The sequence below is a fragment of the Streptosporangium canum genome (assembly GCF_900113865.1).
GTDB lineage: Bacteria > Actinomycetota > Actinomycetes > Streptosporangiales > Streptosporangiaceae > Streptosporangium > Streptosporangium canum.
The window spans coordinates 422,760-434,396 of sequence record NZ_FOQY01000005.1; the positions used below are offsets into that span (position 1 = coordinate 422,760).

The following is an 11,637-nucleotide window of genomic DNA, read 5'->3' on the forward strand; positions in this document are numbered from 1 at the left end:
GATCATGCATGGTGAAATATGGTTATTTGTACGGTTTTAGACCCCGCGGCTCATCCAGTCAGCCCGGCGCCGACGCACCGGCTAGTTGCATGACAATCCTTGAGGATGCATAATCTCTCTAGTAAGTCCATAAGTAAAAGCGTATGAATATGCAGCGTTGGGGGACGGATGAGAGCGGCGATCGCCGGTGCCAGCGGCTATGCCGGAGGCGAGTTGCTACGCCTGCTGCTGTCCCACCCCGAGATCGAGATCGGTGCGCTGACGGCGGGCTCCAACGCGGGCACCGCCCTCGGCGCCCACCAGCCGCACCTGGCCCCGCTGGCCGACCGGATCCTGCTGGACACCACGGCAGACACCCTCGGCGGCCACGACCTCGTCTTCCTCGCCCTCCCGCACGGCCAGTCCGCGGCCGTCGCCGGGCAGCTCGGCGACGACACCCTCGTCGTCGACTGCGGCGCGGACTTCCGCCTCACCGACCCCGCGGCCTGGGAGCACTTCTACGGCGGCGTCCACGCGGGCGCCTGGCCGTACGGACTGCCCGAGCTGCCCGGCCTGCGTGAGGGGCTCCGCGGCACCAGGAGGATCGCCGTTCCCGGGTGCTACCCGACGGCCGTCACCCTGGCGCTGTTCCCCGCCTTCGCCGCCGGCCTGGCCGAGCCCGACGTGGTCGTGGTCGCCGCCACCGGCACCAGCGGGGCGGGCAAGTCGCTCAAGCCGAACCTGCTGGGCAGCGAGGTGATGGGCTCGGTCAGCGCCTACGGCGTCGGCGGCGTCCACCGGCACACCCCCGAGATGGAGCAGAACCTCTCCCCTCTGGCGGGTGAGCCGGTGAAGGTCTCCTTCACCCCCATGCTGGCTCCCATGAGCCGCGGCATCCTCGCCACCTGCACGGCGCCGGCCAAGCCCGGCGTCACCGCGCAGATCCTGCGCGAGGCCTACGAGACCGCGACCAAGGACGAGCCGTTCCTGCGGCTGCTGCCACCGGGGCAGTGGCCCGCGACCTCGATGACCCTCGGCGCCAACACCGCCGCCCTCCAGGTGACCCTGGACGAGCGCACCGGCCGCGTCGTCGCCGTCATCGCCATCGACAACCTGACCAAGGGCACCGCGGGAGGCGCGATCCAGAGCGCCAACCTCGCCCTCGGCCTGCCGGAAGAACTCGGCCTTCCTCTCAATGGAGTTGCCCCATGAGTGTGACCGCCCCCCTCGGCTTCCGGGCAGCGGGTGTCGTCGCCGGAATCAAATCCGGCGGCGCCCGCGACCTGGCGCTCGTCGTCAACGACGGCCCGTCGCGCGCCGCGGCGGGTGTCTTCACCCGTAACCGCGTCAAGGCCGCGCCGGTGCTCTGGTCCCAGCAGGTGCTGGCCGGAGGCCGGATCCACGCGGTCGTCCTCAACTCCGGCGGCGCCAACGCCTGCACCGGCCCGCTCGGCTTCCAGGACACCCACGCCACGGCCGAGAAGGTCGCCGGGGCGCTCGGCGAGTCGGCGGGCGAGATCGCGGTCTGCTCCACCGGCCTGATCGGTGAGCGGCTGCCGATGGAGGCGCTGCTGGGCGGGGTGGACCTCGCGGTCTCCCAGACCAGCAGGGACGGCGGCCTGGCCGCCGCCGACGCCATCCGCACCACCGACACCGTCTCGAAGATCTCCTTCAGGCGCGGCGAGGGCGGCTACATGGTCGGCGGCATGGCCAAGGGAGCGGGCATGCTCGCCCCCGCCCTGGCCACCATGCTCTGCGTGATCACCACCGACGCCGACGTGCCCGCCGAGCAGCTCGACGTGGTGCTCCGCAGGGCGACCGCCGTCACCTTCGACCGGCTCGACGCCGACGGCTGCATGTCCACCAACGACACCGTCCTGCTGCTGGCCAGCGGCGCCTCCGGCGTCACCCCGGACCTCGCCGAGTTCGAGCAGACGGTCCGCGCCGTCTGCGCCGATCTCGCCCGCCAGATCCTGGTGGACGCGGAGGGCGCGACCAAGGCGATCGCCATCGAGGTCGTCGGCGCGGCGTCGGAGGAGGACGCCGTCGTGGTCGGCCGTACCGTCTCCCGCTCGAACCTCCTCAAGTGCGCCATCCACGGCGAGGACCCCAACTGGGGCCGGGTGCTGTCGGCGGTCGGCACCACCGACGCCGTCTTCGAGGCCGACCGGCTCAACGTGGCCATCAACGGCGTCTGGATCTGCAGGGGCGGAGCGGCCGGGGACGACCGCTCCAAGGTGGACCTGCGCCCCCGTGACGTGACGATCACCGTCGACCTGTCGGCGGGCCCGCACTCGGCGACGGTCCACACCACGGACCTCAGCGCGGCCTACGTCCACGAGAACTCGGCGTATTCCTCATGAAGACCGGCGACGCCCTGGCCAAGGCGCACACGCTGATCGAGGCGCTGCCCTGGCTCGCCCGCTTCAACGGCGCGACCGTCGTCATCAAGTACGGCGGCAACGCGATGACCGAGGAGCACCTGCGGGAGAAGTTCGCCGCCGACGTCGTCTTCCTGCGCTACGCCGGGCTCAAGCCGGTGATCGTGCACGGCGGCGGACCGCAGATCAACGCCCAGCTCGACAGGCTCGGCATCGAGTCCACCTTCACCGCCGGGCTCCGGGTCACCACCCCCGAGGCCATGCAGGTGGTCAGGATGGTCCTGGTCGGCCAGGTCAACCGGGACGTGGTCGGCCTGATCAACCGGCACGGGCCGTTCGCCATCGGCATGTCGGGCGAGGACGCCCACCTGTTCACCGCCGTCCGCAAACACGCCGTCGTCGACGGCGCCCGGGTGGACATCGGCCAGGTCGGCGACATCGTCAACGTCGAGGCCGGAGCCGTGCAGGCGCTGCTGGACGACGGGCGGATCCCGGTGATCTCCTCGATCGCGCGCAGCGACGACGGCACCGTCTACAACGTCAACGCCGACACCGCCGCCGCCGCGGTCGCGGTAGCGCTCCAGGCGTCCAAACTGATCGTCCTGACCGACGTCGAGGGCCTGTACCGCGATTGGCGCCCCGACAGCGGGGACGGCGGCAACGAGGTCATCAGGCAGCTGTCGGCCACGGAGCTCGGCGAACTCCTGCCCGGCCTGTCCAGCGGCATGGTGCCCAAGATGGAGGCGTGCCTGACCGCCGTCCGGGGAGGCGTGCCGCAGGCGCACGTGCTCGACGGCAGGGTGCCCCACTCGGTGCTGCTGGAGATCTTCACCGACGAGGGCATCGGAACCATGGTGCTGCCGGACGTCGCGACGGCGCCGGCCGTGCCGAGCCTGGTCAACCGGCGGCTGACCGCCACCATCCAGCTGAACGGGAGCGACAAGTGAGCCTGTACGAGCGTCCCGCGGCGGACGCGCTCAGCAAGCGTTTCGAGGCCGCCTTCATGCCGAACTACGGCGTGCCCCCGGTGGCGCTGGCGCGCGGCGAGGGATCGAGGGTCTGGGACGTCGACGGCCGGGAGTACCTCGACCTGATCGGCGGCATCGCCGTCAGCTCGCTCGGCCACGCCCACCCGGCGCTGGTGGCGGCCGTCTCCACCCAGGTGGCCACGCTCGCGCACACCAGCAACCTGTTCCTGCACGAGCCGGAGGTGCTGCTCGCCGAACGGCTCCTCGGCCTGCTCGGCGCCCCGGCCAGGGTCTTCCTCACCAACTCGGGCACCGAGGCCAACGAGGCCGCGCTCAAGCTGGCCATCAAGTACGGCAAGACGAACGGCCGCGGCTACTTCGTGGCCGCCGAGAACGCCTTCCACGGCCGGACCCTCGGCGCGCTCTCGCTGACCGGCAAACCGTCCATCCGCGACCAGTTCGGCCCGTTCCCGGTGGACGTCCGCTTCGTCCCCTACGGCGACGCCGACGCGCTGAAGAACGCGGTCACCGCCGAGTGCGCCGCGGTCTTCCTGGAGCCCACCCAGGGCGAGGCCGGAGTCGTGCCCCCGCCCGACGGCTACCTCAAGGCCGCCAGGGAGATCTGCGACGCGACCGGCGCGCTGCTGGTCGCCGACGAGATCCAGTCCGCGATCGGCCGCACCGGCCACTGGTTCGCCCACCAGCACGACGGTGTCCTGCCCGACATCCTGACCCTGGCCAAGGGCCTCGGCGGCGGCATGCCGATCGGCGCCTGCATCGGCCTCGGCCCGGCGGGCACGATCTTCGCCAAGGGCGACCACGGCTCCACCTTCGGGGGCAACCCCGTCGCGGCCGCCGCCGCGCTCGCCGTACTCGACACCATCGACAAGGACGGCCTGCTGGAGCATGTCCGCACGGCCGGCGCGCAGCTCGCCGAGGGCATCGCCGCGATCGACCACCCGCTGCTGGCGGGCGTGCGCGGCAGGGGCCTGTGGCTGGCCCTCGTGCTGACCGCCGACCGCTCCGCGCAGGTCCAGACGGCGGCGCAGAACGCCGGCTTCCTGGTCAACGCCCTCCAGCCCAACGCGGTACGGCTCGCGCCCCCGCTGGTGATCACCTCCGGGCAGATCGCCGCCTTCGTGGCCGCGCTCCCCGCCATCCTTGACGAGGCCGCTGATGACTGACCACCGTGCCGACGCCGCACGCACCAGGCACTTCCTCCGGGACGACGACCTGTCGCCCGCCGAGCAGGCCGAGGTGCTCGACCTGGCCGAGGCCATGAAGAAGGACCGTCACGGCTACCGGCCCTTCGACGGCCCGCAGACGGTCGCGGTGCTCTTCGACAAGCCGTCCACCCGGACCCGGATCTCCTTCGCCGTCGGCGTCGCCGAGCTCGGCGGCCTGCCCCTGATCATCGACGCCGGATCCTCGCAGATGGGCCGGGGCGAGTCCATCGAGGACACCGCCCGAGTCCTGGAGCGCCAGGTGGGCGCCATCGTGTGGCGGACCGCGGGACAGGAGAGGATCGAGGCCATGGCCTCCGCGTCCTCGGTGCCCGTGGTCAACGCGCTCACCGACGAGTTCCACCCCTGCCAGATCCTCGCCGACCTGCAGACCGTCAGGGAGCACTTCGGCAGGACCGCCGGGCTCACCCTGACCTACCTCGGCGACGGCGCCAACAACATGGCCCACTCTTACCTGCTCGGTGGAGCCCTCGCCGGCATGCACGTGCGGATCGCCGCCCCGCCCGGCTACCAGCCGGACCCGGAGATCCTGCGGCAGGCCGGCCGGCTCGCCGCGGAGACCGGCGGATCGGTCGCCGCGCTGCCCGACCCGGCCGTGGCCGCCGCCGGCGCGGACGTGATCGCCACCGACACCTGGGTCTCGATGGGCCAGGACGGCAAGGAGCAGCGGATCGCCGACCTGACGCCCTACCAGGTCAACGCCGAGCTGATGAGCCACGCGGCTCCCGGCGCGATCGTGCTGCACTGCCTGCCCGCCTACCGGGACCTGGAGATCTCCGCCGACGTGCTCGACGGCCCGCGGAGCCTGGTGTGGGACCAGGCCGAGAACCGGCTGCACGCCCAGAAGGCCCTGCTGCACTGGCTGGTCTCGGCCACCCGGAGCGCGGAGAGCGCGGACGGGCGTGGCACGCTCGGCATGAGGCCCGCGGAAGAGGCCACCCGATGATTCCCATGACCAAGGTCGCCCGCCAGGCGCGGATCGCCGAGCTCCTGGAGCGCCAGCCGGTCCGCTCCCAGCCCGACCTCGCCAGGCTCCTGCTGGAGAGCGGGGTGGAGGTCACCCAGGCCACCCTCTCCCGTGATCTGGACGAGCTCGGCGCGCTCAAGCTGCGCGCCGAGGACGGTTCCCTGGTCTACGCCCTGCCCGGCGAGGGCGGCGGCCGGATCCCGCTGGCCAGGCTCGGCTCCGGGGAGTCCCCGGCCGCCCGGCTGGGCCGCCTCGCCGAGGAACTGCTCGTCTCCGCCGAGGCGTCCGCCAACCTGGTGATCGTCCGCACGCCGCCGGGGGCCGCCCAGTTCCTCGCCTCCGCCATCGACCACGCCGACTGGAAGTCCATCCTCGGCACGGTCGCCGGAGACGACACGATCCTCGTCATCAGCCGGGACCCGATGGGGGGAGAAGCGGTCGCCGAGGCCCTGCTCCGGCACGCCGACCGACGTATCTAGCCCGCGACGGCGGGCCGCCCCAGCTCCACCCGAACATCTGTGACGCGAAGACTTTGGAGAAACTGATCATGAACGACCGGGTCGTACTCGCCTTCTCCGGCGGTCTCGACACCTCTGTCGCCATTCCCTTCCTCGCCGAGAAGACCGGCGCCGAGGTCATCGCCGTGGCCGTCGACGTCGGCCAGGGCGGTGAGGACATGGAGGCCATCCGGAAGCGGGCCATCGACTGCGGCGCCGTCGAATCCGTCGTCGTGGACGCCCGTGAGGAGTTCGCCACCGACTTCTGCGTGCCCGCCCTGCAGGCCAACGCCCTCTACATGGACCGCTACCCGCTGGTCTCCGCGCTGTCGCGGCCGCTGATCGTCAAGCACCTGGCCGCCGCGGCCAAGGAGTTCGGCGGCACCCACGTCTCCCACGGCTGCACCGGCAAGGGCAACGACCAGGTCCGGTTCGAGGCCGGCCTGGCCGCGCTCTTCCCCGAGCTCAAGGTCATCGCCCCCGCCCGCGACTACGCGTGGACCCGCGACAAGGCGATCGCCTACGCCGAGGAGAAGAACCTCCCGATCGAGACCAGCAAGAAGAACCCCTACTCGATCGATCAGAACATCTGGGGCCGGGCCGTCGAGACCGGCTTCCTGGAGGACATCTGGAACGGCCCCGTCGAGGACGTCTACTCCTACACCGCCGACCCGGCGGAGCCGCGCGAGGCCGACGAGGTCGTCATCAGCTTCGTCAAGGGCGTCCCGGTGGCGCTGGACGGGCGGCACCTGACCCCGTTCCAGATCATCGCCGAGCTCAACCGGCGCGCCGGCGCGCAGGGCGTGGGCCGGCTCGACATGGTCGAGGACCGGCTCGTCGGCATCAAGTCCCGCGAGGTCTACGAGGCGCCCGGCGCCATCGCGCTGATCACCGCGCACATGGAGCTGGAGAACGTCACCGTCGAGCGCGACCTCGCCCGGTTCAAGCGGTCGGTGGACCAGCGCTGGGGCGAGCTCGTCTACGACGGCCTCTGGTTCTCCCCGCTCAAGAAGGCCCTGGACGTCTTCATCGCCGAGGCCCAGCAGCACGTCACCGGTGAGATCCGGATGACCCTGCACGGCGGCCGGGCCACGGTCACCGGCCGGCGCTCCGAGGCCTCGCTGTACGACTTCAACCTCGCCACCTACGACACCGGCGACACTTTCGACCAGTCGCTCGCCAAGGGCTTCGTCGAGCTGTGGAGCCTGCCCTCCAAGATCGCGTCCGCCCGGGACGCCCGACGGGGCTGAGTGGGCTATGGTCGCGGATTGAACTGGGAGGGAGAACAACGGTGACTGATGGTGGTAAGCCGATGCGGCTGTGGGGCGGCCGGTTCGAGGGAGGTCCGGCCGACGCGCTGACCAGGCTCTCGGTGAGCGTGCACTTCGACTGGCGGCTCGTGCCGTACGACCTGCTCGCCTCGCGCGCGCACGCCCGGGTGCTGCACCGCGCCGGGCTGCTCACGGAGGAGGAGCTGGGGCGCATGATCGGCGCCCTGGACGACCTGGAGCGGGCCTGCAAGGCGGGTGAGTTCCGGCCGACCGTGGCCGACGAGGACGTCCACACCGCGCTGGAGCGCGGCCTGCTGGAGCGCCTCGGCACGCTCGGCGGCAAGCTCCGCGCCGGGCGCAGCCGTAACGACCAGGTGGCCACCGACCTCCGGCTCTATCTCCGCGACCACGTCAGGCACATCGTGTCCCGGCTGGTCGAGCTGGAGACCGCGTTGATGAGCCAGGCCGAGGAGCACGCCGAGACGGCCGCCCCCGGCATGACCCACCTGCAGCACGCCCAGCCGGTCTCCTTCGGCCACCAGCTCCTGGCCCACGTGCACGCCTTCGCCCGCGACATCGAGCGGCTGCGTGACTGGGACAGGCGGGCGGCCGTCTCGCCGCTCGGTTCCGGCGCGCTGGCCGGATCGTCGCTGCCGCTGGATCCGCAGGCCGTGGCCAGGGAGCTCGGCTTCGACTCGGCCGCGCCCAACTCGATGGACGCGGTCGCCGACCGTGACTTCGCCGCCGAGTTCCTGTTCGACGCGGCGATGATCGGCATGCACCTGTCACGGCTGGGCGAGGAGATCGTCCTGTGGGCCTCGCAGGAGTTCCGCTGGATCGAGATGGACGACGCCTACTCCACCGGCTCGTCGATCATGCCGCAGAAGAAGAACCCGGACGTCGCCGAGCTCGCCCGAGGCAAGAGCGGCCGTCTCATCGGCAACCTCATGTCGCTGCTGACGACGCTCAAGGGCCTGCCGCTGACCTACAACCGTGACCTGCAGGAGGACAAGGAGCCGGTGTTCGACTCCGTCGACACCCTGCTGCTGGTCCTCCCGGCCGTGGCCGGCCTGGTCGCCACCATGCGCGTCAACACCGCCAAGATGGAGGCCTCGGCCCCCGACGGGTTCGCGCTGGCCACCGACCTGGCCGAGCTCCTGGTCCGCAGGGGCGTCCCGTTCCGCGAGGCGCACGAGGCGGTCGGCCACCTGGTGGTCTGGTGCCAGGTCAACGACAAGGACTTCGACGAGCTCACCGACGATGAGCTGGCCAAGGTCTCGCCGCACTTCACGCCCGACTCGCGCGAGGTCCTCTCGGTGCCGGGCGCGCTGGCGGCCCGCAAGGCGCACGGCGGCACGGCCCCCGACAGGGTCCGCGACCAGCTCGCCGAGCTGCGCGAGACCGTCGACGCCCAGGCGGCCTGGGCGAGCGGCAACTGATGCGAGCCGGCGGACCCGGCGGGCCGGTGCCCACCGGGTCCGTGCCCCTGACCCGGGAGTTCTTCGACCGGCCCGGCCACGAGGTCGCCCCGGACCTCCTGGGGCGGGTGCTCGTACACGGACCGGTCTCGGTCCGCATCACCGAGGTCGAGGCGTACGGCGTGCCCGGAGAGGACCCCGCGTCCCACACCTACCGGGGCCGGACGCCGCGCAACGCGGTGATGTTCGGGCCGCCGGGGCACCTGTACGTCTACTTCACCTACGGCATGCACTTCTGCGCCAACATCGTCTGCCTCCCCGAAGGGGTGGGCTCGGGCGTGCTGCTCCGAGCCGGCGAGGTGGTCTCCGGCGCCGAGGTGGCCCGGACCCGCCGCACGGCGGGGGCGAGCCGTACCGTCGCCGCGCGTGACCTCGCACGCGGGCCCGCCCGCCTGGCGGTGGCACTCGACTTCACCCGGGAGCACGACGGGCTCGACGTCTGCCCACCCGGCCCGGCCGGCGCGCCCGCTCCGGCAGGCCGGCCCGGTCCGGCCGGCGTGCTGGGCGGTGATCCTCCCGGGGCCGGGGCGATCCGGTCGGGGCCGCGCACCGGGGTCTCGTCGGCCCGGGAGACGCCCTGGCGCTTCTGGATCGACGGAGACCCCACGGTCTCGCCGTACCGGTCACACGTCCCGCGCCGCCGGTAGATCCTTCGGCAGGAGATGCTTGTCCTGCCGGTCACCGGGGAGATTCCGGGTGGCGAGCGGTGCCGGGATCGGGCAGGCTGTACGGGAGCGGTATATGTCCCTTCGAACATTGGAAAGCAAGGATCGTGACCGACATCCTCGATGAGCTCGAATGGCGCGACGTCATCGCGCAGACCACCGATGCCGACGCGCTGCGCACGGCACTCGCCGAGGGGCCGATCACGGTTTATGCGGGCTTCGACCCGACCGCTCCGTCGCTGCACGCCGGAAACCTGGCCACGCTGCTGATCCTCACCCGCTTCCAGCGGGCGGGGCACCGCCCGATCGGCCTGGTCGGCGGGGCCACCGGTCTCATCGGCGACCCCAGCGGCCGCAGCACCGAGCGGTCGCTGAACTCCTCCGAGGTCGTCGCGGAATGGGTCGCGCGGATCCGCGTCCAGGTGGAGAAGTTCCTCTCCTTCGACGACGGGCCCACCGGCGCGACCCTGGTCAGCAACCTCGACTGGACCTCGGAGATGTCGGCGATCGACTTCCTGCGCGACGTCGGCAAGCACTTCCCGGTCAACCGCATGCTCGCCCGGGAGTCGGTGTCCGCGCGTCTGGGCGGCGACGGGCTCAGCTACACCGAGTTCAGCTACCAGATCCTGCAGGCCAACGACTACCTGGAGCTCTACCGCCGGCACGGCTGCACGCTCCAGCTCGGCGGCAGCGACCAATGGGGCAACATCACCGCCGGCGTCGACCTGGTCCGCCGGGTGGAGGGCGCGCACACCCACGCCCTGACCGGCAAGCTGATCACCAAGGCGGACGGCACCAAGTTCGGCAAGACCGCCGGCGGCGCCGTCTGGCTCGACCCGGCCCTGACCTCGCCGTACGCGTTCTACCAGTACTGGCTGAACGCCGACGACCGGGACGTCGTCCGCTTCCTCAAGGTGTTCACCTTCCGCACCCAGGACGAGATCGCCGAGCTGGAGAAGGCCGTCGCCGACCGGCCGGCGGCCCGTGAGGCGCAGCGGACACTGGCCGAGGACGTCACAACCCTCGTGCACGGAGCCGATGAGCTGGCACGGGTGGTGGCGGCGTCGCGGGCGCTGTTCGGCCAGGGCTCGCTGGAGGAGCTGGACGCCCGGACGCTCGGCTCGGCACTGGCCGAAGTGCCGCGCGCCGAGGTCTCCGCGCTGGGGGCCTCGTTCGTCGATCTGCTCGCCGAGAGCGGACTGGTGGAGTCGAAGTCCGCCGCCCGCCGGGCGGTCAAGGAGGGCGGCGCGTACCTCAACAACGTGAAGATCACCGATGAGGCCTACGTGCCGTCGGCCGGCGATCTGCTGCACGGCCGCTTCCTGGTGCTGCGCCGCGGCAAGCGCTCCATCGGCGGTGTCGAGGTCACCGCCTGACGCCTGCGTACGGTCGGCGTCCGGGTATGCGTGGTCTCCGGTGCGCACGGCTGACTGCGGGACCGACGTCGTGATCCGCGTGACGAGCGCCCCGGCTCCGGCCGGGGCGCTCGTCGTATGTTTCTGTAACGTTCAGGTAGCGAAGAGCGCGGACCCACCCGCGAGTCGCCGGTGACCTGCGGGTTCCCCTGGACGGGTTGATTTGACGAGGCTCCGGGGGCCGCCTAATGTTCTCAATGCCCCGGGAGCGAGCCGGACGCCGAATCCGGCGGACGGGCCCCAGGGCCGACTCCCACTGAACGAGCCTGAGCCTTCGGTGTCCGCGCAACCCCTTGAAAACCAGGGAGTTTGACGAGGTCCGGATGGCAGGGTAAGTTTAGAGGGTTGCCCTTGAGAAGGGGTAGTCAAAATCTTAGCCAAGCTTGACCAGCTTGTGGCAAATACCTCGAAATGAGCGGTTTGACACGAAAACGGCAGGCGAGCTAGGATCGTAATAACGAACGAAACGCCCCGGACGCCGGGCCAGTTGGCCGGGAAGATGGAGAACGCGTCCGTTTCTTGAGAACTCAACAGTGTGTTAAAAGCCAGTGCATGAAGCACAACCCCGTCCAACCCATCTCTGGTGGGGGACGGATTCCTTTGGTTGATACATCCGGATGAGAGTCCGGGTGCTTTCAGTCGGGAAAACCTTTCAAACATTGTTTGGAGAGTTTGATCCTGGCTCAGGACGAACGCTGGCGGCGTGCTTAACACATGCAAGTCGAGCGGAAAGGCCCTTCGGGGTACTCGAGCGGCGAACGGGTGAGTAACA

General features: G+C 70.9%; 10 protein-coding genes and 1 rRNA gene. All 11 read left to right on the forward strand.

Features of this window, described 5'->3' with window-relative positions:
- The first annotated feature begins 168 nt into the window (after nt 1-168).
- Complete coding sequence (gene argC, locus BM085_RS10735; RefSeq protein ID WP_093886831.1) at nt 169-1,191, forward strand: N-acetyl-gamma-glutamyl-phosphate reductase; 1,023 nt, start codon at nt 169-171, stop codon at nt 1,189-1,191.
- Complete coding sequence (argJ, locus tag BM085_RS10740) at nt 1,188-2,342, forward strand: bifunctional glutamate N-acetyltransferase/amino-acid acetyltransferase ArgJ (protein WP_093886832.1); 1,155 nt, start codon at nt 1,188-1,190, stop codon at nt 2,340-2,342. Before argC ends, argJ begins: the two co-directional genes overlap by 4 nt.
- Entirely contained in the window at nt 2,339-3,307 is a 969-nt protein-coding gene (gene argB / locus BM085_RS10745) for an acetylglutamate kinase (RefSeq protein WP_093886833.1), read from the forward strand. The genes argJ and argB overlap by 4 nt, the downstream gene beginning before the upstream one ends.
- Before the next feature lie 56 nt (nt 3,308-3,363).
- Nucleotides 3,364-4,512: an acetylornithine transaminase gene (locus BM085_RS10750; RefSeq protein ID WP_245789243.1), complete on the forward strand. Its 1,149-nt coding sequence runs from the start codon at nt 3,364-3,366 to the stop codon at nt 4,510-4,512.
- Nucleotides 4,505-5,518, forward strand: a complete 1,014-nt coding sequence (argF, locus tag BM085_RS10755; RefSeq protein ID WP_093886834.1) for an ornithine carbamoyltransferase — start codon at nt 4,505-4,507, stop codon at nt 5,516-5,518. Before BM085_RS10750 ends, argF begins: the two co-directional genes overlap by 8 nt.
- Entirely contained in the window at nt 5,515-6,018 is a 504-nt protein-coding gene (locus BM085_RS10760) for an arginine repressor (RefSeq protein ID WP_093886835.1), read from the forward strand. The genes argF and BM085_RS10760 overlap by 4 nt, the downstream gene beginning before the upstream one ends.
- A 68-nt stretch (nt 6,019-6,086) precedes the next feature.
- A complete protein-coding gene (locus BM085_RS10765; protein ID WP_093886836.1) occupies nt 6,087-7,286 on the forward strand; it encodes an argininosuccinate synthase in 1,200 nt (399 codons plus the stop codon).
- Between the two features lie 41 nt (nt 7,287-7,327).
- Nucleotides 7,328-8,746, forward strand: a complete 1,419-nt coding sequence (gene argH, locus BM085_RS10770; protein ID WP_218158675.1) for an argininosuccinate lyase — start codon at nt 7,328-7,330, stop codon at nt 8,744-8,746.
- Between the two features lie 26 nt (nt 8,747-8,772).
- Nucleotides 8,773-9,432, forward strand: coding sequence for a DNA-3-methyladenine glycosylase (locus tag BM085_RS10775; RefSeq protein WP_342742872.1), 660 nt, complete (start codon nt 8,773-8,775; stop codon nt 9,430-9,432).
- A 125-nt stretch (nt 9,433-9,557) separates the two neighbouring features.
- Complete coding sequence (tyrS, locus tag BM085_RS10780) at nt 9,558-10,826, forward strand: tyrosine--tRNA ligase (protein WP_093886839.1); 1,269 nt, start codon at nt 9,558-9,560, stop codon at nt 10,824-10,826.
- Nucleotides 10,827-11,525: 699 nt separating this feature from the next.
- Nucleotides 11,526-11,637 (forward strand): 16S ribosomal RNA (locus BM085_RS10785); the annotation flags it as partial.

Coding starts and splice junctions, on each gene's coding strand:
- argC (WP_093886831.1), top strand. CDS start 169: ATGAGAGCGGCGATCGCCGGTGCCAGCGGCTATGCCGGAGGCGAGTTG.
- argJ (WP_093886832.1), top strand. CDS start 1,188: ATGAGTGTGACCGCCCCCCTCGGCTTCCGGGCAGCGGGTGTCGTCGCC.
- argB (WP_093886833.1), top strand. CDS start 2,339: ATGAAGACCGGCGACGCCCTGGCCAAGGCGCACACGCTGATCGAGGCG.
- BM085_RS10750 (WP_245789243.1), top strand. CDS start 3,364: ATGCCGAACTACGGCGTGCCCCCGGTGGCGCTGGCGCGCGGCGAGGGA.
- argF (WP_093886834.1), top strand. CDS start 4,505: ATGACTGACCACCGTGCCGACGCCGCACGCACCAGGCACTTCCTCCGG.
- BM085_RS10760 (WP_093886835.1), top strand. CDS start 5,515: ATGATTCCCATGACCAAGGTCGCCCGCCAGGCGCGGATCGCCGAGCTC.
- BM085_RS10765 (WP_093886836.1), top strand. CDS start 6,087: ATGAACGACCGGGTCGTACTCGCCTTCTCCGGCGGTCTCGACACCTCT.